Annotated in this window: 23 protein-coding genes; 3 read left to right on the top strand and 20 right to left on the bottom strand. The window is 57.4% G+C overall.

What is annotated here, in order from left to right; all coding sequences use genetic code 11:
* From doeA to ABVF61_RS30095, 6 genes are all read right to left on the bottom strand, one after another.
* Positions 1-1,188 carry an ectoine hydrolase DoeA gene (gene doeA, locus ABVF61_RS30120; protein WP_353997298.1) on the bottom strand — a complete coding sequence of 396 codons (1,188 nt, stop codon included), beginning with the start codon at positions 1,186-1,188 and terminating at the stop codon, positions 1-3.
* Positions 1,189-1,207: 19 nt separating this feature from the next.
* Complete coding sequence (locus ABVF61_RS30115) at positions 1,208-2,200, bottom strand: cyclodeaminase (protein WP_353997297.1); 993 nt, start codon at positions 2,198-2,200, stop codon at positions 1,208-1,210.
* Between the two features lie 3 nt (positions 2,201-2,203).
* Positions 2,204-3,211 carry a hydroxyectoine utilization dehydratase EutB gene (gene eutB / locus ABVF61_RS30110; protein WP_353997296.1) on the bottom strand — a complete coding sequence of 336 codons (1,008 nt, stop codon included), beginning with the start codon at positions 3,209-3,211 and terminating at the stop codon, positions 2,204-2,206.
* 120 nt (positions 3,212-3,331) lie between these two features.
* On the bottom strand, positions 3,332-4,645 hold the full coding sequence (locus ABVF61_RS30105) for a TRAP transporter large permease (RefSeq protein ID WP_353997295.1): 1,314 nt from the start codon (positions 4,643-4,645) through the stop codon (positions 3,332-3,334).
* Positions 4,638-5,135: a TRAP transporter small permease gene (locus ABVF61_RS30100; RefSeq protein WP_353997294.1), complete on the bottom strand. Its 498-nt coding sequence runs from the start codon at positions 5,133-5,135 to the stop codon at positions 4,638-4,640. Before ABVF61_RS30100 ends, ABVF61_RS30105 begins: the two co-directional genes overlap by 8 nt.
* Before the next feature lie 54 nt (positions 5,136-5,189).
* Entirely contained in the window at positions 5,190-6,206 is a 1,017-nt protein-coding gene (locus ABVF61_RS30095; protein ID WP_353997293.1) for a TRAP transporter substrate-binding protein, read from the bottom strand.
* A gap of 400 nt (positions 6,207-6,606) precedes the next feature.
* Between ABVF61_RS30095 and ABVF61_RS30090 the strand changes: the two genes are divergently transcribed.
* Complete coding sequence (locus ABVF61_RS30090) at positions 6,607-7,035, top strand: acyl-CoA thioesterase (RefSeq protein ID WP_353997292.1); 429 nt, start codon at positions 6,607-6,609, stop codon at positions 7,033-7,035.
* A gap of 9 nt (positions 7,036-7,044) precedes the next feature.
* Here ABVF61_RS30090 and ABVF61_RS30085 read toward each other — a convergent pair whose 3' ends face one another.
* The 8 genes from ABVF61_RS30085 to ABVF61_RS30050 are packed head-to-tail and all read right to left on the bottom strand — an operon-like array spanning position 7,045 to position 15,334.
* Positions 7,045-7,770 carry an SDR family NAD(P)-dependent oxidoreductase gene (locus ABVF61_RS30085; RefSeq protein ID WP_353997291.1) on the bottom strand — a complete coding sequence of 242 codons (726 nt, stop codon included), beginning with the start codon at positions 7,768-7,770 and terminating at the stop codon, positions 7,045-7,047.
* Positions 7,767-8,540, bottom strand: coding sequence for a cyclase family protein (locus ABVF61_RS30080; RefSeq protein ID WP_353997290.1), 774 nt, complete (start codon positions 8,538-8,540; stop codon positions 7,767-7,769). The genes ABVF61_RS30085 and ABVF61_RS30080 overlap by 4 nt, the downstream gene beginning before the upstream one ends.
* Entirely contained in the window at positions 8,537-9,793 is a 1,257-nt protein-coding gene (locus ABVF61_RS30075) for an SDR family NAD(P)-dependent oxidoreductase (RefSeq protein WP_353997289.1), read from the bottom strand. Before ABVF61_RS30075 ends, ABVF61_RS30080 begins: the two co-directional genes overlap by 4 nt.
* Complete coding sequence (locus tag ABVF61_RS30070; RefSeq protein ID WP_353997288.1) at positions 9,793-10,965, bottom strand: thiolase family protein; 1,173 nt, start codon at positions 10,963-10,965, stop codon at positions 9,793-9,795. Before ABVF61_RS30070 ends, ABVF61_RS30075 begins: the two co-directional genes overlap by 1 nt.
* Positions 10,965-12,578 carry an AMP-binding protein gene (locus ABVF61_RS30065; RefSeq protein ID WP_353997287.1) on the bottom strand — a complete coding sequence of 538 codons (1,614 nt, stop codon included), beginning with the start codon at positions 12,576-12,578 and terminating at the stop codon, positions 10,965-10,967. Before ABVF61_RS30065 ends, ABVF61_RS30070 begins: the two co-directional genes overlap by 1 nt.
* Positions 12,575-13,048, bottom strand: a complete 474-nt coding sequence (locus ABVF61_RS30060) for an aromatic-ring-hydroxylating dioxygenase subunit beta (RefSeq protein WP_353997286.1) — start codon at positions 13,046-13,048, stop codon at positions 12,575-12,577. The genes ABVF61_RS30065 and ABVF61_RS30060 overlap by 4 nt, the downstream gene beginning before the upstream one ends.
* Entirely contained in the window at positions 13,048-14,358 is a 1,311-nt protein-coding gene (locus ABVF61_RS30055; RefSeq protein WP_353997285.1) for an aromatic ring-hydroxylating dioxygenase subunit alpha, read from the bottom strand. Before ABVF61_RS30055 ends, ABVF61_RS30060 begins: the two co-directional genes overlap by 1 nt.
* Positions 14,359-14,401: 43 nt before the next feature.
* Positions 14,402-15,334, bottom strand: a complete 933-nt coding sequence (locus tag ABVF61_RS30050) for a PDR/VanB family oxidoreductase (RefSeq protein ID WP_353997284.1) — start codon at positions 15,332-15,334, stop codon at positions 14,402-14,404.
* A gap of 242 nt (positions 15,335-15,576) precedes the next feature.
* On the opposite strand from ABVF61_RS30050, the gene ABVF61_RS30045 reads away from it, so the two are divergent.
* On the top strand, positions 15,577-16,131 hold the full coding sequence (locus tag ABVF61_RS30045) for a MarR family winged helix-turn-helix transcriptional regulator (protein ID WP_353997283.1): 555 nt from the start codon (positions 15,577-15,579) through the stop codon (positions 16,129-16,131).
* Positions 16,132-16,179: 48 nt separating this feature from the next.
* On the opposite strand, the gene ABVF61_RS30040 is transcribed toward ABVF61_RS30045, so the two are convergent.
* The 4 genes from ABVF61_RS30040 to ABVF61_RS30025 all read right to left on the bottom strand — a co-directional run bounded on the left by ABVF61_RS30040 (position 16,180) and on the right by ABVF61_RS30025 (position 19,112).
* Positions 16,180-16,983: a hypothetical protein gene (locus ABVF61_RS30040; RefSeq protein ID WP_353997282.1), complete on the bottom strand. Its 804-nt coding sequence runs from the start codon at positions 16,981-16,983 to the stop codon at positions 16,180-16,182.
* 179 nt (positions 16,984-17,162) lie between these two features.
* Positions 17,163-17,645, bottom strand: coding sequence for a DUF3592 domain-containing protein (locus ABVF61_RS30035; protein WP_353997281.1), 483 nt, complete (start codon positions 17,643-17,645; stop codon positions 17,163-17,165).
* Between the two features lie 220 nt (positions 17,646-17,865).
* Entirely contained in the window at positions 17,866-18,606 is a 741-nt protein-coding gene (locus ABVF61_RS30030) for a VOC family protein (protein ID WP_353997280.1), read from the bottom strand.
* Positions 18,607-18,647: 41 nt separating this feature from the next.
* The gene (locus tag ABVF61_RS30025; protein ID WP_353997279.1) at positions 18,648-19,112 is read right to left on the bottom strand and encodes a nuclear transport factor 2 family protein; all 465 of its coding nucleotides are present in this window, start codon (positions 19,110-19,112) and stop codon (positions 18,648-18,650) included.
* Between the two features lie 149 nt (positions 19,113-19,261).
* Between ABVF61_RS30025 and ABVF61_RS30020 the strand changes: the two genes are divergently transcribed.
* On the top strand, positions 19,262-20,203 hold the full coding sequence (locus tag ABVF61_RS30020; RefSeq protein WP_353997278.1) for a LysR family transcriptional regulator: 942 nt from the start codon (positions 19,262-19,264) through the stop codon (positions 20,201-20,203).
* Positions 20,204-20,221: 18 nt separating this feature from the next.
* On the opposite strand, the gene ABVF61_RS30015 is transcribed toward ABVF61_RS30020, so the two are convergent.
* Together ABVF61_RS30015 and ABVF61_RS30010 are read right to left on the bottom strand one after the other, a co-directional pair.
* A complete protein-coding gene (locus ABVF61_RS30015) occupies positions 20,222-20,836 on the bottom strand; it encodes a GNAT family N-acetyltransferase (RefSeq protein WP_353997277.1) in 615 nt (204 codons plus the stop codon).
* Between the two features lie 211 nt (positions 20,837-21,047).
* Complete coding sequence (locus ABVF61_RS30010; RefSeq protein WP_353997276.1) at positions 21,048-21,746, bottom strand: exonuclease/endonuclease/phosphatase family protein; 699 nt, start codon at positions 21,744-21,746, stop codon at positions 21,048-21,050.
* Positions 21,747-22,406 lie beyond the last annotated feature (660 nt).

The following is a 22,406-nucleotide window of genomic DNA, read 5'->3' as shown; positions in this document are numbered from 1 at the left end:
TCATTCCTTCACGAACAGCTTGCGGGGAACGTTGGCCAGGCATTCGGGCGCACCATCCCGAATGACAATGCTTTCGGTGATTTCAAAACCCCAGTCCTCCATCCAGAGACCGGTCATGAAATGAAACGTCATGTTTTCCTGCAGGACGGTTCGGTCACCGCTGCGCAGCGACATCGTGCGTTCGCCCCAATCAGGCGGATAGGAAATGCCGATCGGATAACCGGTCCGGTTGTCCTTGGTGATACCGTATTTCTTCAAGACGGTGAAAAACGCGTGGGCTATGTCCTCGCACAGATTACCTGCGCGGGCCGCTTCAAGCCCTGCCTCCATGCCTTCCAGAACGGCCTTTTCAGCGTCGAGGAAGGTCTGCGTCGGCTTTCCGAGAAAGAGTGTCCTGGAGAGCGGGCAGTGATATCGCCGATAGGCCCCAGCCACTTCGAAAAACGTGCCTTCTCCGGATTTCATCGGCCTACCGTCCCAGGTCAGGTGAGGCGCTGCCGCGTCGCTTCCGGATGGCAGCAGCGGGACAATGGCGGGATAATCCCCGCCTGCCTCCAGGGCGTCGTCATATCTCAATCCGGCGTCGTAGATATCCGCGACGAGGTCACACTTGCGAAGACCGGGCTCCGTCTTTTCCAGAATGCGCGCGTGGATTTTTTCAACCAGCTTTCCGGCTGTGCGCATGTAAGCAAGTTCCTGCCCCGATTTCACAGCCCTCTGCCAGTTCACAAGCGCGGTGATGTCCCGGAATACCGCATTCGGCAGATGCTTTTGCAGTGAGGCAAAACTCTTGGCGGTAAACCAGTAATTGTCCATCTCAACGCCGATCCGCGCAGACGGCAATCCCCAGTCAGCGATCCAGACCGACAGAAAATCCATCGGATGGCACTCCGTCGATTGAACGTAGTTGTCCGGGTAGCCGATGATGTTGTCGGGATGCATGAAACAGGTTCGGAGCGCGCCCTGCGCATCCTGCCCACGTCCGAACCAGATCGGGTCTCCGTCCAGTCCCAACAGGACTGCCTGGTGCACGTAGAACGACCAGCCGTCATACCCGGTCAGCCAGGCCATATTTGAGGGATCTGAAACGATGATCAGGTCCACCCCGGCCTTTTCCATCGCCTTTCGGGTCTTGCCGATCCTTGTCCGGTATTCGTCCCTGGTGAAATGCAACGTCGGTTCGATCATGAATGGATTCCAATAAACGTCAGGACTCAATTTGTGTTCCGGCGCCCGAGGCTTCTGCGCGCTGACGTGCAAAGGTCGCGATGGCCGTATCCTGTATGCCCGTTCCCGTCAGGTCGCAGATCGTGATCTGCTTTGCATCGCCGCGGCCTTTTGCCTTGCCCGCGACGATGTCACCGAGTTCATCAAACCGGCGATTGTTGTCTATGATCCCGGCAGCGATGGCGTGATGCAGTTCTCCGAGAATTGCCGTTTGCGATTGCCGGTCGGGAACATAGAGATCGGCCGCCGCGAGACAGGCAGGCTCCAGTTCCAGCTTGTGCTCCTGATCCGACCCCATCGCCGTAACGTGATGTCCGGGGCGCAGCCAGTCCGCGTTGATCAGCGGCTCCGCACTTGGTGTCGTGGTGACAATGACATCGGCTTCACGGACCGCCTGCTCTAGCTGTGATGCGCTACTCGCCTGAATGCCAAGGACGTCGGCCATCTCATCGGCAGCCGACTGCGCTTTCGAGATGTCCCTTGCCCAGAAGGAGACTTTCTCGATGGACCGCACAAGGCACAGGGCCTGAAGCTGAAGTTTTGCCTGTGCGCCCGCGCCGACAATACAAGCCGTTCTGGCGGTTTCGGGCGCCAGGTGCTTTGCAGCCACCGCGCCGGCAGCCGCGGTTCGGATGTCCGTCAGATAGCCATTGTCCAGGAGCAGCGCTTCAACGAAACCAGTGCGCGCTGAGAACAGGACCATCAGTCCCGATGCGCTCGGAAGACCCTGTTTCGGGTTGTCGAAGAACCCGGACGCCATCTTGATCGCATAGCTGTCAATTCCTGGCACATAGGCGGTCTTGACGTCGACTTCGCCGTGAAACGCAGGGATCAGCATGGAAAGGATCGGCGGCATCTCGACACCTCCAGCTGCCAGAAGCGAGAAAGCGCGCTCGACGCAGTCGACGGCCTCGATATCCAGCTTGACGATTTCTCGCAGGTCGACCTCGGTGAGTATCCTGATCTCGGGCAATCCTTAGCCCTCCCCTTCGTGCATCAGATCCAAAGTTTCCCTGCAGATGATGCGCCTGTGCATGTTCATGTCGATATTGCAGCCGGTCAGCAGAACGACGACAGGGCCCGACAGGATTGCCTTCTTCGACAGAATTGCGGCAACGCCAACCGCGCCAGACCCCTCAACTACCTGCCGTTCCTCCCAGTAGGCATGCCGCATGCCGTCGGCGATTTCCGTTTCGCTCAGAAGTACGGTCTGATCGACGAGGCTTCGTGTGATGCTGAACGTGAATTTATTATCGAGACCGATGCCCCCGCCAAGCGAGTCTGCCAGCGTCGGCTGCTCCGGCACCTGAACAGGGTGCCCTGCGTCCAGTGAGGCGGCCATCGCCGCACCGCACTCCATGGAGACACCGATGATCCTCGCGTCCGGTTTGGCAGCCTTTATGCCGGCGGCGACCCCGGATATGAGCCCGCCACCGGAAAGCGGCACAAGTATGGTTCCGACTTCCGGAACATCTTCCAGGATTTCGAGGCCCACAGTTCCCTGTCCGGCAATGATATCCGCATGATCAAACGGGGGGATCAGTGTCATCCCTCCTTCAGCGACCAATCTGTCGACTTCAAGCTGGGCTTCATCCTGAGAGGACCCGACGATCCGCACTTCCGCTCCCTGCGCCCTTATGCCATCGATCTTGTTCTGCGGCACAAGGCAGGACATGCAAATAATGCATTTGATCCCCGCCTCCCGCGCCGCGTAGGCAAGTCCTCGCCCATGGTTGCCGGTCGAGACGCCAACGACCCCATTTGCCCTGGACGTTTCATCAAGAGCCAGAACCGCGTTGGTCGCACCGCGCAGCTTGAAGCTGCCGGTCGTCTGCAGTTGCTCCAGCTTCAAATGGACCGGAACCCCGCTCGCCTCGCTCAAGGCCTGCGACTGTACCAACGGCGTTCTAAGCACCTTGCCTGCAATCCGACGCCGGGCGCGCGCGATGTCATCAGGACTGAAATGGAGGGCATGTTTGTTCATGCCCTCATTCAAGCCTTTTCATCGTAAAGATCAATCAAATAGAAAGCGTGAACCCGGCGGATCGATAGTCGGAACGTCCGCCCGGGAGGCATGCGTTTCAGGCTCTACGCTCTTTCCCGACTACATCTGGTTCGGCAAAAACAGAACCAGCGCAGGCAAGAGCAACAGCATAAGCAGCCTGATGATGTCGACCGCCCAGAACGGCGTGACACCCTTGAAAATGGTGGCTGTCGGCACATCCCCGACGACTGCCCGCAAGACAAAGACATTCAGTCCGACGGGCGGGGTGATCAGGCTGATTTCGGTCACGACAACGACGATGATGCCGAACCAGATCGGATCGTAGCCGAGCCCCGTTACGATCGGGAAGAAGATCGGCACGGTCAGAAGCAACATGGAAAGGCTTTCGAACACGCAGCCGAGCACGATGTAGATCAGCAAAATGATGCACATGACCACCCACGGGGCCAGGTCGTAGGCCGTCACCAGGTCGCTGAGCGCGGCCGGAAGACCGGCGACATTGACAAAGTTCGAAAAGATCCAGGCACCGATCAGAACGGCAAAGAGACCTGCCGACGTCATGGCGGTTTCGCGAAGCGCTTCCAATGTCGCCGACATCGACAGGCGACGGCGCGCGATTGCGATCAGGAATGCCCCCATCGCGCCCATGCCGGCTGCTTCCGTCGGCGAGAAGCTCAGGTTCAGCGGCGGCACGTCAAACAGACCATAGAGCCCACCGATCACGAGGAAGAACAGAAGCAGGACCGCCCAGACGTCCTTTAACGCGGCCAGCTTTTGCGACGTCGTCGCGCGCGGGCCGGCGGGACCTGCGTCCGGATCACGCCAAACCGTGAACTTGACGGCCACGAGATAAAGAAGAATTCCGATGACGCCCGGAATGACGCCGGCCACGAAGAGTTTGCCGATCGATGTTTCAGTCAGCAGGCCGTAAATCACAAGAATGACGGAGGGCGGTATCAGGATGCCGAGTGTTCCGCCAGCAGCAATCGATGCGGTTGACAGCTTGTCGCTGTAATTGAAGCGACGCATCTCCGGCATGGCGACTTTCGACATGGTCGCGGCTGTTGCGAGCGAAGATCCCGAAATCGCTGCAAAGCCTCCGCAGGCAACGATTGTCGCCATGGCCAATCCGCCCCTGAGGTGTCCGAGAAAGGCATTGGACGCGGCATAGAGTTCCCGGCTGATACCCGCCTTGTTGACGAAGAGACCCATCAGGATGAAGAGCGGCACGACCGAAAGGCCGTAATCCTGAGACGTGTCGATGATCAGGCGCGCCGCCATCGAAATCGACGCCCTGTAGCTGGTTTCGAGCATGAAGCCGATCATGCCGACAAAGCCCATCGCAAAGGCGATGGGAATGCGCAGCATGACAAGAACAAGGACCGCTGCGAACCCGAGGAGACCTTCAAGCATCCGGCGCGCTCATCAGTTTCGGAGTGAAGAGATAGCCGAGGCCCCGGACAATCAGAACGACGGACGTGATAGCGGTGACGGCGGCTATGAACCAGCCCACGTAATGCAAGGGCAAACGAAGGTATTCCATCAGATCGCCGTAGGATCTGCTGCGCTCGGCAAGCACAAAGACACGTAAGGCAGGCCAGATCAGGATTATGCCGCAAAAGAGGTTGGTGAAGGCATCGCGCCAGCGCGCCAGGTGGTTTCGCTTGAAGAACCCGTCGAGCAGGTCGACGCTGATATGGCCGCCCTGAGCCGAGACAACGGGCAGAACGGAGAACACCATGATCGCCATCAAAAGCCGTGTCATATCAGCCGCCACTTCGATCGGTGCATTAAACACCGAGCGCAGGATGACGTCGCAGAAAGTCATCACCATGAGTACAAAAAGGGCAAACGAGGCGAGCATTGCCGGCAGGCGCCCCGCCAGCTTCAACAGGTTCGACACGACAGATCCTTTTGAAGTCGGCGGTCCGAAGTCACTCCGGACCGCCGGGTGCCGTCAGTTTCCGGCCATCTCTTTCTTGACCATCTCGTAGGCCGCCTGGGCGTCGAGTCCGGCTTCCTGGAGCTCGCCCAGAACCTTGTCGGTTACGTCCTTCGAGATTTTTTCGAACGCGGCGACGTCATCCTCGCTTGCCGAAATGATCTTCGTTCCTTCGGCACTTTTCGTTGCCTCATAGGCGATCTTGTCGGACTTGTCCCAGGCAGCGCCGGCCATGCGGCTGGCGGGTTCGCCAAAGACATTTTCGTCGAGGGCCTTTTGGACATTTTCCGGAAGACCGTCAAAGGTCTCCTGGCTCATGATGATCGCGAAAGATCCGCGATAGAGGCCGCCCGGCATGTCATAGAGGTTTTTGGCGACTTCATTGAGCTTGAAACCGACGCGCTCGCCGACATTCATGGCGACCGCATCTGCAGCGCCGGAATCGAGCGTTTCGTAAACTTTCGGCGCCGGGACGTTAATTCCGATCAGCCCAAGAGCCGCGCCAACGTCACCGGCGACACCACCGCCGATGCGGGTTTTCAAACCGTTCATGTCGGCCAGAGTTGCCACATCCTTGTTGGAGTGGATCTGCCCCGGACCGTGCGTGTTCAAGGAGATCACCTTGACGCCGCGGTGCTCGTCCAGCTTGTTCAGATGCTCTTCATGGACACGCCAATAAGCAACCGAGGCGGCTTCCGCGCTGCCCTCGTAGCCGGGCAATTCGATCAGTTTCGTGGCGACGAAGCGGCCTGGCTGGTAGCCATGGAAAATGATTGCCATGTCGGCTGCGCCATCAAGCACCAGATCCATCTGAGCCGGTGGCGGCGCCAGACCGAAGACAAGTTCGCCGGTCACTTCGCCGTCCGTCGCCTCTTCCATCATGTCAATGAGGCCGGCGAAAATTTCCGTATTGATACCGTGGGTCGGCGGCAACCAGCTCGATACCTTGAGCACTGTTTCTGCCGAGAGTGCCGAGACACTAAGGCAAAGCGAAACGGCGGTTGCACCTGCTATCCTGAAAAGCGACTTCATGTTCCTCTCCCTTGAACAACGGGTCTTTTGCGCGGGCTCCTCCACTTCGCCCGAGACATCCCTGGAATAGTTTCACCCTGGGTGAAGGTTTGTCAAGAAATATGAAACTGCATATATTTTTTACAATCCGGAAGATAGTTCCGGCCCGCACTTGCAACCTCAAATTTATCTCGCAAAACGCACCCTGAACGCAAGAAACCCAAGGCTTGCCTGCTCATTCATGGGTTTTTCCACGCAAGAACAAGCGCTCCTGGCAAGCTGTTTGAGCCATCTATTCTCTGCGTCGTATTATTGACCGACCGGCCGATAAATGCAAACACAAACTTCACTGAAGCCGAATTCTTGTGCATCCGAAACGGATTTCATTGTATATCTGGGCGACATTCGAGGGAGGATGGAATTGGAAATACCCTTCAGAACCAAACGCATGCTCAACTTTGGCGACTGCGACATCTCCGGGACGGCTTATTTCCCGTCCTATCTGAATATCCTCAACGGTGTGAATGAAGAATTCTGGCTGCACCTGGGATATCCCTGGCACAAGATCATCTGGGAAGAGCGGTGGGGCACACCGACCGTTCACATCTCGAGCGACTTTTCGAGCCCGTCTTTCTTCGGCGAGGAGCTTGAGTTCGAGGTGACGGTCCAGCGGGTCGGGCGGTCTTCCGTAACCATCCACCACGAGATCAGCTGCAAGGGCGAGAAACGCTGGTCCAGCACACAGGTGCTGGCCGCCAGCAATCTGGACGAGCATACGTCGATCCCGTGGCCGGAAGACGTCAAGGCGGCGCTGCTGGCCTGTATTCCGAGTTCGGATGCCGAAGCGTGATCTGTCCGGTTAGATGGTCAGTGTACCGACGCTGGCCCCACCGCAGACATAGAGCGTCTGTCCAGTAACGAAGCTGTTTTCCGGATTGCAGAAAAAGAGGAAGGCGTTGGTCACGTCCTGCACCGTTCCGATCCGCCCGACCGGAATACGCTTGGCAAGCGCCTCCTGTTGCGGGCTGTCTTTCTCGACAATGCCCCAGAAATTGTCGGTCAGGATCGGTCCGGGCGCGACAACATTGACGGTGATCCCGTGCGGCGCAAGCTCAAGCGCCCAGGTGCGTGCCATCCCGATCATTCCGGCCTTGCTTGCGCTGTAAGCCGTGCGCGTCGGAGCGCCAAGCGCTGCACGGGATGCATTGAACATCACGCGGCCGAACCGGCGGTCCTTCATGCCGGGCAAGACAGCCTGCAAGAGCGTCAGGGCCGAGCCGAGATGAAGTTGCGCAAGTCCCGTTATGTCCTCAGGCTTTGCCTCTTCCACAAGGTTCGGCCAGATCAGGCCGGCATTGTGAATGAGGTGAGACACGTCGAATTCAGACTGAATGGCCTTGGCCGCGTCCGAAACGGCTGCCGGATCGAGCAAATCCGCTTCAACCGAGTGCAGATTGGGATGCACCTTGTCGGGAGCCGAGCGCGCCACAGAGACAACCGTATAGCCTTGACCGAGAAGTTTTTCGGCAAGATCCGCGCCGATGCCCTTGTTGCCGCCGGTCACGACTGCCGTGAATTCACTCATTTGCTCACCATCGCCAGAACGCGGAGCGGGCTGCCGGTTCCGTTCTTGATTTTCAGGGGAGCTGCCATCAGGACCGCTCCGGTCGCAGGCAACTGATCCAGGTTGTTGAGACATTGCAGGCCGTATTTGCCGGCCCCGTGCAAGAAGTAGTGGGCCGGGTAAGGCGGCGCGTAATGGGCTCCCTGACCCGCATCAGTGCCAATCGTTTCCGTTCCGAAGCCCCGAATGTCGCGTTCCTCGATCAGGAAGCGGATGCCCTCCGGCGTCGGGCCTGGCGAATGCGGACCGTCATCGCGCATGTTCAGATAATCAGCGCCGCGGCGCTTGGACCAGTCGGTTCTCATGAGCACCCAGCTGTCCGCCGGAATGCGGCCGTGGTCGGCTTCAAAGGCTGCGATCACGTCGGGTGTCAGCTCAAAATCCTCGTTCGCGCGCACCGCATTGGAACAATCGATCACCACTGCCGGGCCAACAAAGGCTTCGGGCGGAATTTCATCAACAGAGCCACGCGCCACATCCTTCCCGGAAATCCAGTGCGAGGGCGCATCGAAATGCGTACCAGTGTGTTCCGACATGGAGATATTGTGCCATTTCCAGGCCGGCCCCCGGTGGTCATAAGCACTGACTTCCTCCATCCGGAAGCGCGCGCACTGGCCGAACTCCGGCGGCAAGACGATGACCGGGAAATCCGGGTCGAGTGTGTGCGTGAGATCGATAATCTCGACCGCGCCGGAAGACAGGCCGGAAACCAGAGCGTCGAGGACGGTCATGCGCCTTCGCCTCCTTGAGTGAGTTCGCGTTCGAGGACCTTCGGATCGCGCCGCCAGCGATCCCGAATTTCCTTGGCGACATCCCCGCACCAGACGTCTTCCAGCCCCTGCTGCAGTCCTGACACCACCGACCGTGCCATTGCGACAGCGGACACTTTGGGCGGTGGCAAAGCCTGGTGCCATTCGTCATCGGTCGGTCCGGTGAAGACGTTCATGACGCGCAGGCCCGATCCTCTGAATTCCCCGCGCAAAGACTGGCTGAGCGAGTAGGCCGCCGCATTGGAAGCGGTAAAGCAGCCAAACTCCGGTGCGTTGGAAAGGGCATGCACGGACAGGATATTGACCCAGGCCACCGCGGAATTGATGCCGTCACCGGTGCGCGCACACATTCCAGGCCCGAAGGCCTGTGCCATGCGCATGAGACCGAGGTAATTGGTCTCCATCTCCTCTCGTGCAAAGGCCGTGTCACCGCGCTCCAGAACACCGCCGGGACGGACAAAGCGCGCTGTGTTGATCAGAATATCCGTCTTTCCGCCGATCTCGCCGGCAAGTTTTTGAACCGATGCCACATCGGTTACATCCAGCGGAAGTATTTCCACATTCTCAAGATCCGCCAGAGCATGCCGATTGTCATGAGGGCGCCAGCTTTCCGATTCTCCGACGAAGACCGTTGCAGCTCCGGCATCAAGAAGGGCGTTGACCAGCGCGGGCGTGTTGGGATTGCGCAAGTCCGTCACAAGGATACGGCGGTGCTTGGGGTCAGCGGACAACGCACGCAGCTGCGGGTCGTCTTCCATGTGATCCGTCCTTTCTTCGGGCATGGCCAGCAGTACACCTTGCCCGGCCGCATCGAGGCGATTGAGAAGGGTGACCTTGCCGCCGCTCTGGCAATCGCCATGCACATGGCAGAGAACGACTGGCCCGGCGTCCAGTTGAACCGAGCCCATGCGCCATGGCGTCCGGTCGCGGAAATAGAGTTTCGTCGACGTTCGAACCGTTGTTTCGGCCAAGAGGGTGCCCGAAGGCGACTGGTCCTGCCACACGAGTTCCGGCGAGAGGCACGCCCGGCAAACATCGCGCGCCGGGTATTGAACAGCGAAACACTCCTGGCACACCTGCAACGCAAAGCGGCCTTCCGCGGCCGCAGCGCTCAGACCCAGTGCTGCGCGCGATCGTGTTTCGGGTGGTCGCGTCGGTGATTGTGACCGTTTCTGAGGGTTCTTTTTGGGTGGAGGCTGGAGCGGCTTTGTCATTATGCGCTTCCGGATTTCAGGATCGCAGCGCTGCTGCAGACGCCGCGGTCATAGTTGATCATGCCGAAGCCGGATACCATCGCAACACGGGCGTTGGTCACCTGTGTGTCTCCTGCTGTCCCGGTCACCTGACGGAGCGCTTCTACGAGCCCCAGAAAGCCACCCGCAGCGCCAGCCTGGCCAGCGGACAATTGGCCACCGGACGTGTTGTGGGGGAAATCCCCATCGACAGTCAGATCCTTCCGCCTGACAAAGTCCGGGCCCTCGCCCTTTTCACAAAAGCCAAGGTCTTCCATCTGCATCATGGAAATCACGGGATAGTCGTCATAGGTCTGCAGCAGATCGATATCTTCCGGCGAGCAGTCCGACATGGCGTAGAGTTCGTCCTTGTCGAGTGTCCATCCGCCACGCAGCTGGATCGGGTCATCCGCATGGGCGTTGTGACGCTCTATCGTGCCGCCGATCGTGGCGAAGGGCAGATCCCGCTTCATCGCTTCCTCGACGGACATGACCAGAAAGGCTTCAGAGCCCGCGCAGGGCATCACACAGTCAAAGAGGGCTATCGGGTCAGCAATCGGCCGCGCCGCCAGATAATCTTCCAGCGTCAGCGGTTTTTTCATCACCGCATGCGGATATTTCAGAGCATTCTTTCTTTGCGCCACGCAGATCCGGCCGAAATCCTCTCGGGTTGCACCGTATTCGCGCATGTAGCGATCCGTGAGCAGCGCGAAATTGGCATTGGGTCCACCATAGCCATAGGGGTAAGAGGCATCCTGGGCGAAACGGGAAAAACTCGACAGCATGTTGCGGAAGCTGTCGATGTGGTTCGTGTCCCCGGCGACACAGGCGACAATGTCGGCATCGCCCGCCTGAACAGCGCGTGCGGCCCGACGCAATGCCACGACACCGCTGGCCCCGCCCATCGGGATATGATCAAGCCATCTGGGGACGAGACCGAGATGCTGGGTCAGACCAACGGCCGTGTCCGGAAACAGGGTGAAACTTGCAACGGAGAAGCCGTCCAGATCAGATGGCTTCAAGCCGGCGGCCTGAAGCGAGCCGCGCAGTGCCTTTGCGATCCACCAGTGAGCGGTTTCGATGGAATAGCGCTGATACGGCGCCGAAAACGGCGCGGTAACCGCAACCCCATCATAACCCGCGCGTCGTCCCATCAACCGGCCTGCCGTTTCTTCAAATGCCCTGTTGCAACAGTATCCGGATCATGCAGAAGCCGCCCAGCCATTTCTTTCAGGGCGGCGCGCTGGATCTTCTGGGTCGCCGTCAGAGGCAGCTTATCGACGAATGCGATAAAGCCCGGCGCCTTGTAATAGGCCATCTGGTCCAGGCACCAACGCGTGATCGCCTCCGCCTTGGCAGGCGTGGCGTCTTTCACGCTCAAGCAGGCAAACACTTCATCGCCGCGAACGGGGTCCGGAACCGGTGCGACCCCAGCCGCCTTGATTTCCGGGTGCCGCATGAGGATGGACTCCACCTCGACCGCTGCGATGTTCTCGCCTGAACGTCTGATGACGTTCTTCTTGCGATCGACAAAGAACATGTTGCCGTCCGGCGTACGCCTGACGATGTCGCCTGTGTGGAACCATCCCCCCTCCCAGGCTTCCGCTGTTGCGGCCGCGTCCTTGTAGTATTCGGAAAAAAAGCCGTAGCGCGGTTCGCTTCCAGCACGGCGCACCAGCAATTCCCCCCGTTCTGATGGTGTCCCTTCGTCGTCGATGATCAGGCATTCGACCTCCGCTTTCGGTTTGCCGATGCTGGCCTGGGCGACGAGGCGATCCTTTGTTGATGCCGCGATCACCGCACCGGCTCCGGTTTCGGTCATGGCCCAGGCTTCGACCAGCGGAAAGCCGAACCTTTCTTCGAACGCGACCTGCAGCTTCGGGTCGACGCCCGCACCAAAACCGAAGCGGACGGAATGTGCGCGGTCGGCAGGAGACGGTTCAAAGCTCATCAGCATGGACGGCATCACGCCGAGATAATGCAGGCATGTCGCCTTGGAGGCTGCGACATCCGACCACCATCCACGCGGGTGAAAGCGGTCCAGAACGGTCAGGCACCCGCCGACGGTGACCATGGCCATGAAGGAATAGGCCATCGCGTTCATGTGGAACACCGGCAGCGGCGTGATCATGCGCTCGCCCGCGTCAGTCAGGTTCGCCAACCCGCCGACATTTGCATACCAATGTCCTGCAAGCAGGAAATAGGTATTCGGCAGAATGCAGCCCTTCGGTTTGCCCGTGGTTCCGGACGTATAAAGAATGGCCGCTTCACGGGCTTCACCCTCCAGGGGCCGCGCGACGACCGCATCCCTGCGTGGTCCCGGCAATCTGTCACCGGGTACGATAACCGGCACATCCATGCCGGCTGATTTGCTTGCCGTTTCAAGCTCCGGATGGCGGCTTGCGATCGCGACGATCAAGGCGGGTTCGGAGTGTCCGATCAGATATTCCAGCTCTGCGGACCGCAGGTCCGGATTGATCGGCACGACGGATCCGCCGATGCTGTTTACAGCGAGCCAGTACAGGAAGAAAGCAGGCCTGTTTTCAAGAAGCAGGGCAACGCGCATGCCCGCAGAATAACCTGCAGCCTTCAACTCCCTTGCGATCAGATCCACCTGTTCCAGCGCATCTGCATAAGTCACCTCGTCCGGCGCGAGATCGTAGATTTCTGCCGTCCCTGGCAACACGTTCAGGACAGGCCGGTCGGGATACTTACGGGCCGTCACGGAGAAGATCTCATAGACCGTTGAAGGCGCAGACGCGTTCATGGCAGCAACTGGATATTGCCGAAAGCGGCATCGCTGTTGAGAATGTCGACGCGTTTGTTGGCGATCCGCAGAGCGCCATCGACAACGGCGAGTTCATGGACCGCGGTCAACGCCAGCAAGAACTGTTCATCAAGCCGGGTTTCCACATAGTGCATGGACGTGTTGGTGACGATCCTGTCTTCGGTCATCTCGTCGACAAAAGGACGCTGAATGACATGATGGCAACGGCTTTTGGGCTTCTGGCTGAAGGTCCTGGCGCCATTCAGGCGCTCGACACGCAGGCGCAGCATGAACATGTCCTCATAAAGCAAGGACGTCACCAGATGCGGGTCCGTCTGCTTGTAATCGAGCGGCATCCAGTAGTGCCCGTCTTCCAGCCAGAGCGACAGCCACTCGTCATAGCGGCCCTCGTCGAGCATGCGCGCCTCGTTGTAGATGAAGTCGATGACCTGGTCTTTCGAAAATGCCATCACGCCCCCTCCATAGAGACAGTCATGAATTTCACCCAGGCGTCGAACTGATTGCGCATCTGACGTTCTGTCGTCCCGTTCTCGACAGTTTCCTGTGAGAAATCCTCCGCTTCGGTCCTGAGGCGCTGGACGTTGACCCATTCCATGCCATTCGACATCAGCCCTTCCTGGGCCCGCTCGTACATTTCAAGGTCGTCATGACCCACGATGGAGGTCGGAGCATTGATCATCCGGTTGTACATGGCCGTGCGTGCGAGAAGCTGGTCCGGCGCGCCGACGAGCCGGTAGATGTAGCTTTCCACCAATGTCTTGTCGGGTCCGAGCGGTATGAAATTGCGCAACTGCTGGATCGGACCCTTAATCATGATGTTCGGGAAATACACCGTGTTGTGCCGGTTCTCGTCAAGGATCGACTTGGCACGCTCTTCGCCATAGGCCTCTGACAAGGCATCGAAATATCCCGGGATGGCGGAATAATCCGAATGGATCGAGTGGTGGACGCCCGTGTGCCCGTGACCGTTCGGCCACGTGCGTATCCCCATCTTCTCGAAAAACTCGTAAGGCGACATGAACGGAGCGATGATCTCCATCGCAGGCGGGCGCGGTTCCGGATTGCCCATCTCCTCCCAGATGTTCACAGCCGTCCCAGCGGAACTTTCATGCGCAACCATCGGGTGACAGGTGTCCGTCTGGTTCTCAACCAGCATTTTCCAGTTGCACTTGTGCATGTAGCGCAGCGGCGGCCCGGCGATTTCGAGCCGCCCTTCCGGCGACCGGTCGACCATGTTGTCGATGGAACTCAGGCTGTCGCCGAAATAATCCTCAAATCCTATTCCCTCTGGCGCGAGGCGGGCAAAGACAAAGCCTCGATAGTTGCGGACAGCACCGACGGGGGTCATGCCCTTGGCGCTCTCGCTTTCCGAAAACCCGGTATCCTCGTAGCCCTTCTTCAAGGGGATCGCGAGCAGGCAGCCATTGGTCTTGAAGGACCAGGCGTGATAGGGGCAACGGAAGAATTTTCCGGTGTTTCCCTCTCTGTCGATCGCTATCTTCGTGCCCTTGTGCGGGCACCGATTGAAGAGGACGTAAATCTCACCGTCGGAGTGACGAACCTGGATGACCGGCTGATCGCCGATCTGGGTCGTGAAATAGTCCCCCTTGTTCGGTGTCTGGCTTTCATGACCAACGAACACCCAAGTGTTCGCAAAGAGATGCTTCATCTCCAACCGGTAGATTTCCGGGCTCGTGTAAACGTCCCGGTGCACCTGCGGTCCGGTGAACATCGCGGTGATTTCGCTGGCTGTCCGCATGCTGGCTCCTCCTCCGGTCTGGGACCCTCAACGTTTGTGGCGATTACAGATCAAGTACCAGACGGGCTGATTTTGCTCGGCTGACACAGATCTGCATGACCTTGCCGGATGCTTTTTCAGCATCGGACAGGACGACATCGCGGTGATCGGGCTCACCACTGACCACATCAGTTTGGCAGATGCCGCAATCGCCGCGCTGGCAATCGTACATGACGTCCAGGCCGGCTGCTTCGAGCGCTTCGATGATCGTCTGGTCCGGTGCCACAGACACAACCTGGCCGGTGCCGTGGACCTCGACTTCAAATGATGACTCTTCGGCCGATTTCTCAGGTGAATTGAAAAGCTCGACATGCACCGCATCATCCGCAATGCCGGCCTGCGAAGCTGCTGCTCGCGCCGCATCGATCATGCCTCTGGGCCCGCACACATAAAGATGCGTGCCCGTTTCCTGCTCGTTCAACAGCTTCGAAAGGTCAAGTGGGGACCGGTCGTCAAAATACAGCGTGACAGCGCTCCCGAACGCAGTCTTCAGGGCTTCCGCGAACCCCATCCGCTCCTCAGTCCGGGCGCAATAATGAAGCTTGAACGACCTGCCGGTGGACTGCAATTGCGTTGCCATAGATATCAGGGGCGTGATGCCAATGCCGCCCGCCAAAAGCAGAGTGTGGGGCGCGTTTTCAACAAGCCGGAAATCATTCTTGGGACCGGACGCAGAAACTTCATCGCCAAGGGAAAGCGCGTGCATCGCCTTTGATCCGCCCGTGCCGTCGTCTTCCCGCTGAACTGCGATCGTGTAAAGTTGCGACGCATCAGGCCAGTCGATCAGAGAATAGCTACGGGTGCCTGGCGCACCGAGATCGAAATCGATATGCGCGCCCGGCTCGTACCCCGGCAGCCTTCCGCCCGCCTGTTCGCGAAACCTGAAAACACGGATCGCTTCCGTTTCCGGTTCGACACTTTCAAGAACAAGTTTCACCGGCGTCCCTCCTCTCCATAAAATATGAAATTTCATATAAATTGAGTCAAGCCTCTTTTTTTCCGAAATATTCCGGGCTAAACGAAAAACGGTTTCGCAGGTATTTCAACGCGTCAGACCAAACCCTCATTCTGAGCCGGACCGGCAAGGCCCGTATCGAAGGTTGGGCCGCAGGTGCTGACTTTTTGACCTATCCTTCGATACGCTGCCAGCGCAGCTCCTCCGGATGAGGGATGTGGTCGATGCCTGATAAGCGAGACCACGATCCGATGAAGCATTTCAGGATTGCGGGTTGGCACAAGAGCCTTGAACATAATCGCTCACGTCGGGGACACTCATTGGCACAGGCACCGGGAAAATTCGTTTCTTCATATTTGCTTTATCTGCTGGCGGCCTCCAGCGAAGCAGCCAGCCACCAGTTTCATGCGCGCGTGCGTGAACTCGGCCTGCGTGTTCCCGAATGGCGCGTGCTTGCCTGTCTGTTCGATCAGGATGGCCTTATGATCACGCAGCTGGCGCGATTTTCCCTTATGGAACAGTCCCGCATGACCCGCATCGTTGATCAGATGGAAAAGCGGGGATTGGTTGCGCGTAGAAGCGATCAGGGGGATGGCAGGCGCGTACGGGTCTATCTGACCAGCGAAGGTCAGGCTCTGAGCGAACGTCTCGTCGAAGAGGCCCAGGACCACGAAGACAAATTGCTTTCCGCCCTCAGCCCCGCCGACGCGGAGAGAATCAAACCTTCATTGGTCCGCTTGCTGGGTGCGCTCGAGTCCACGCTGATTTCGAATGAATGAACCGAAAAGAGATCCGCGACTGCTTGCGCGGATCTCCAGGTGGTGAGATCAGAAGAGATACCGGCTTTCCAGGAGCAGACCGTATCGCTGATAGTTCTGTTCAAAAACGACTTTCTCGCCGGTGAAGACATAGCGGCGGTCGAAGTTCGACTGAAGCCACCAGTACCGTCCACCAACGCCGATCTGCCAGTTGCTCGTCAGATCGAAATTGAGCATCGCATCAGCCTCGACACCATAAGTCCAGTTGCTTTCCCATGTTTCGACACGGTTGTGGCTCCATGGTACGGCCGCTACGTCGAAGGACCAGCTGAAACGATCGCTGACATCGCCTTCGGCTGTGAGGCCGACACGGAGCGCATGCCATTGGCGCCTCTGCTCGATAACGGTATTCCTGTCCACGGCATCGATACTGTCATTCAGATAGTGATACCCGACGAAACCCTTCATCTTGATCTGGCCGTTGGCAAATTCGGCAAAGCGCCAGCCTCCGTCAACGACCACATATCCGAGCGCCGTTTCTTCCAGGTCTCCGCTCGGATTGGTGTAGAAGTCACCCTCTCCGCCCGAGTTTCGGCCCAGACCTGCATAGCCGCGCACGAACACATTCGTTGTCAGGTCTTCCAGCTCGCCAACAATCTCTGCAGTATGTGAGGACACGCCATCAACATTGTTCCAGTTGAAGTCGCCTGTATCCATCTCCGAGTTGTTCTGGCTGTACCAGTACCTTAAGCCGATACTGCCCCGCAGCGTAGATGCCTGATATTGCGATGTTGCGGGCGCGTTGTAGCCCGCCGCTTGCGACGCTCCCGACAATAGACACGCAAATAGAATAAGAGAAACTCTTCCGATCATAGCCCCCTGCACCGGTAAGTGTTCATGCGCGGGATTCGCGCTAAAGATGCAGGCATTTTTTTCAACTTATGGTTAATGGAGTGTGAAAATTCCGGGCGGTGGCGCTGCTTTTTCACGTGCTGTTGCACCACCTGCGGCGCGCATGGCTGCATCGCTGCGCAATGCGTTCGGGACGTCTGTCAAACAAACACGTGGAGCAACATGGGTGTTACTCCAAAGGCGATTACAATGCTGATACCCAACCAGCCCGGCACCACCAGATAAGACTTTTGTGGCTTGTTTTTGTTGTAGAAAACTCTGGCGGTGTTTGGTGTAGGCCTTTCGATGCCTTTGCGCTGGTACTCCAAAAGGAACCTGACATTGTGCGACGCGGTCATGTAAAACGGGCTGACGCGATGGCCTTCATACTGTTTTCCGTCGACCTCATAGGTATAGGTCGCCCTCGAGAAGTATTGCCGGTCACCAGCAATTGCATCCGAATGCCAGGCCGACACTTCATCGCTTTGGAGCTGACCGATGACGCTCGGCCAATTCCGCAATCTGAAGCAGTAGATAAGTGAGTATGTTGCCGCCAGAAGAAAATATAGGGCTACGAGCAGAAACAGGCTTTCCGGATCTCCTGCTGCCAGATCGTCGAAATACTTTTCCAGTGACCCGCTCAAACCAAAACACTCTCTTCTCGAACCGAGCTTAAGCTCAGATACAGAAACGCAATCGGAAGGGATTTTGAATTTCCGCCCGTTCTTCAGGCGATCATTTCCGGCAAGTCCTAAGAAATCCTGTCTGCACGCGGGAAAAGCTTAAGCACCCCGTGGTTCTGACCCATATCCGCTCCCGGTACGGATGTCGGAATTCGTCCGGCGTTACCTAGCCGTCGAAGTCCTATCCCCGGATGCGGAGACGCTCGAGATGAACGTTGTTGCTGATACCACCGATGGTCAGCCCGGCATACCCGGCTGCCAGATGCGCGGGATGCGTCTCGGACCTAAGTGCATCCACATGCTGGATTTCCAAAACCGTGTAGGGCCGCTGGTAAACCCAGGTACGGTTCTCGACTGCCCTGATATCCGCGTTCGGTGGCACCTCATCCGTGAAAGCATAAAAGTAAAGAGTGAACCCAAACGGTTCGACCGTCTGGATCGAGAGCGGTGTCATTCCCCAGCCAAGCAAGTCAGGCTCAATGGCGGAAATGTCTGCAGTACGAAGTGTCACGAGACTTAGATGTGCGCCACCGCCAAGGCGGGACCTGTCAACAGTGATTTCCGGCTGTTCCCCCTGGAACCAGTGATCGATCAGCTCAATCGTGAAGCCTTCCGGATCGACCGCTTTTGCCAGATATCCAACATCACGAAACTGCCTCGACTCGGAGCAAGGCACGCCGCGCGCCCTCAACTGGGAAACGGCAAGATCGATATTCGGAACCGACAGCGCGATCTTCCAATAAAGATCCGTATCCTTTGGCTCGTAAGGCTTAGCGGCTTTGCCAAAGCGAATACCTGTTTCCAGACCACCGTATCCGACACGCCCGTCTCCCTGATCAGACATACCCAGGACATCGCAGTAAAAACGCCTTTGCGCGTCCGGGTCGACGACGACCAATGTAAGTGTGTCAATTCCAGCCATGGTGTTGTCCTGATCAGAAGGAGACGGAAGCGAGCGATCCGTTACTGGGCGATCTCGAAATGGTCTTCGCGAAGGCGCGCTGTGCCATCGGGCTGAAGCACCCAAAGCTCGTTAGTGATAATCCCCTGAGCGTTGTTCATCTGCCAGTTGGCAGAAATGCTCACAGACTTGAGCGACCTGTCCACGACCTTTGCGACCGTATTATAGTAGACCACGTCATCGAAACCCTTGGCGATGATGTCTTCCCAAAACGCTTCAATGGCTTCGCGTCCCTTGAAGGTACCAAAAGGCTTGGCAACCATGACAGCGTTTTCCTCATAGAGAGCAGCAGCAGCAGCCGCATCGCCCGCATTGAATGCATCACGCCAGGCACGGCTGGCTTCCGCGACAGCCGTGCTCAGTTGGAATTCGGAAGCCGCACGGGTCTCAGCGTTCCCGGCGAAGGTCTGTCCGGTGAGGGCGGTTCCAATGGCAAGCGCGATGCTCAGTGTACGTATCGGTTTCATGCGTTTTCTCCAAATGCGGGAGTGGTCGGTTTGCTTGTCGTATGAGAGTTCGAGATCAGCGAGCTGACAGCAGGAAAATGAGATATTGCGATTGTTTTAAAAACAGAGCATTTAAGAACATAGTTTTCACTTTTTCTGAACGATGTCTAATGCTGTCCCCGTTGCCTTTAAGCTTTGTCACAATCGTTGAAACAGGTTCGATCACGCGTGCCGCGGAGAGACTTTCAATAGCCAAATCGGCTGTCAGTCAGAATTTGAAGCGGTTGGAAGAAGAACTCGGTGTGCAACTGGCGCGCAGGACGACCCGGCGCCTGACGCTCACACCCGCAGGCGAGCGCTATTACGATCGCTGCAGGGATATTCTCGCGCTTTCCAAACAGGCGGCGATGGAGATGGAGACGTTTGGTGCCGACCCATCGGGTCCGATGACGATTACCGCGCCCCATGCGCTGGTTGCACCGCTTGTCGCGCCCGCAATGGCAAGTCTGACACGGCAATACCCGGACTTGCGGCCAACGCTGATCGCCGACGACAAGCGCCTCGACCTTGTCGCGGACCAAATAGATCTGTCTGTCAGCGTCGGGAAACTGGGCGACAGCACGTTGCGTGCGCGCCGTATCGGCGAATTGCGAGACGTTTTGTGTGCTGCGCCGTCGCTCTTGGCCAATGCGCCCTTGCGCTGCAATCCAGCTTTTACCGGATGGCTCCAGTCGTTGCCTTACATTGCGCATAAGCGGGAGCCGGTCGTCATCGAACACAAAATACCTGCCCACGCTTCGTCGAAAGAGGTCCGACTGAGCTTTGACCCGGTGCTTCGGGGCAACACGATCGAGGCGATTGCCGCTCTTACACGAGAAGGGCTGGGCATATCGCTTCTTCCCGATATCAGTGTCAGCGACGATCTGGCCTTGGGAAGACTTGTCTGCCTGTGCGATGAAATACTTCCAGATCCAACGCCGGTTTATGCAGTTCATCCATATGATACGATTGCGCCGAAATCCGTGGCTGCCGCGATAGAGGCACTGAGGTCGGCGTTCGCGACGGTAAAGCGTGAAATCATCGACGGGCCCGGCCGGACCGGACCCGAGTAAATTCATCTATACTCTGTCCTAGTGGTTCAATTCCTTGATCAGCAAAAGGACATCGCCGGTGTAATAGGGCTGGCAGGGGTGCAGTCTTACGTGCGCTTTTTTGTGCTGCTTGTAACCAAGACGCTGATAGAGGCGTACCGCTCCAGTGTTCTGGGCATAGACCTGGATAGTCATTGCGGGCGCGCCTTTCTCCCGTGCCAGGTGTTCTGCCGATGCCAGCAAGGCGCTGCCAAGCCCTTGTCCTCGATAACCTGGAAACGTTGCAAGGGCGTTGATGTACCAGGTCCCGACCGAGTGCTTTTCCAGCTCCACGAAGGGAGCAATTGGCGCGGGGAGTGCTTCGGGATCGTCTTCCGGGGCTGCGTCGATGAGGTAGCTCAGGACCATGCCGGTGACGAGATCGCGATCTTCGGTAACCAAGGCGTTTGTGTAGGAGAACCCTCCGGTTAGTCTTCTTGCCCGTTCAGCACCGACATCCAGCGGCGTCTGGCCGCTTTCGGCGGACCGGTTCCAAAGCCAGTTCGGAATGCCCTCGCCGGCAATGTCGATCAGTTTGGCAAGCGCAACAGAGTCATCTGATGTGGCCTGGCGGGCAATGATGTTATGCGCCAAAAGAGAGTTTGCAGTAGTCAAGGTCCATATTTCCATATCAATAGAGCAAAAGTTGAGGCGCGGACAATTCATGACGCCCCGCGCACAGGTGCATGTAAGGCAGTGCAGGCTGACAGCCTGTGATCCGCGCCACAGCATCCGCCAAGAAGGCTTTTTTTAGGGATGAGGGTTCAACTCAGCGCCGGAAATCATCCGATTTGCCTGACGCGACCACGGCCAGATCCAACCGGCATCAAAACTCGATTGTAATCGGCACATGATCGCTCAGTCCGTTGCCTATCCAGTCGTCAAACGTTCCGACCGAGAAGTCTATGGTCTTCTCCAGCCAGGTATCGGGCGCAAAGACGAAATCTATGTGGTAGGTGGGGCCGTCAATGCGCCTGTCGCGCCAGTAGTGCGTCGGCGTCGTTTCTTCGCCCTGCTTTTCACCCGTTACCGTGTGGTAAGCGCTGGCGAGACCAAGGCCGGCAAGTATTTCAACCTTGGACATGTGGTTGATACGCCAGCCCGGCTTGTCCCAGATCTTGTTGCTGTTCCAGTCGCCGCCGATCACGGTCGGGCCGGAGTTTATGAAGTCGCGGTATTTGGTCAGAGCCCTTCGAAGCGGTCCGCTCTGATGCTTGCGGGTGACGCCGGCGCTGGCGTTTTGGGCCCAAACGGCGATCAGATTGAACGTGCGTGGGCCGCTGACTCTCAGCGGCAGGATGTAACGAAGTGTCGGAAAGAACGGCTCAGCCTGCGTGACTTTGTAATCGTTGAAAGCAAAAACACCCAGGCCCTTGTTTGGGTTTGTTCCCATCCAGAGTGTCGAGCAGTCAGCCAGAGCGATTTCACCGCGCTTTGCCAATATGTCAGGATGGGCACATTCCGATATCACGGCAATGTCCGGCAGCTCTGACAGCAAGGCATCCGCCTTGCGGTGTAGCGCCATATTGCAATTCCAGAAGACCAGGCGCACGTCACCAACTGCCAGTCCGCAATTTCACCTCTGCCGAAACGATACGCACGAGCGGCATGTCCGGCAGGTAGAGTGCTGCGCCTCGCATCAACAACCTCCTCCGGCATGAGCTGGGCCGACCCACTCTTCCACGCTGATGCGTTCAATGCAATTTGCTGCGTCGTTCACGCCACTCCGGTTCCCAAGACGGTGCTTTGAACTGAGAGCCGGAGCCCCTCCGCGCCGGATTTGCCTTTGTTTTTGAAGATCGGAACGGTTTTTTCTGCACAAATTTTTGGCTACCACAATTGCAAGTTAGCGCAGCACTCAAAACCATGCGAATGCGATTACATATGTAAATTCGAAATTATAAGTATTTACCCTTATCAGATCGAGTAGTGAAGTTTTTTTGAGCTTCATCTTGGTTTTTCTCACTAATTCTAATGTAAATCCTCCTCGAAATTCAGATTTATAGATACGTAATTCTACTCATATTTCTGATTTTTGAATTCTCAATCAGATTATCAATTTCATTAATATCACAATTTTTTCAGTTTTACTAACTGTTTACATGACGTGATGATTTTACAGTCATCACAACTTTTGGCTTTATGCTAAAAATACTTATTATTTTGTTTTACTCTACGTAAATTC

This window comes from Roseibium sp. HPY-6 (genome assembly GCF_040530035.1).
Lineage (GTDB): Bacteria > Pseudomonadota > Alphaproteobacteria > Rhizobiales > Stappiaceae > Roseibium.
Note: the sequence above shows the minus strand (reverse complement) of the source record. Positions and strands in the feature narration are given on the sequence as shown.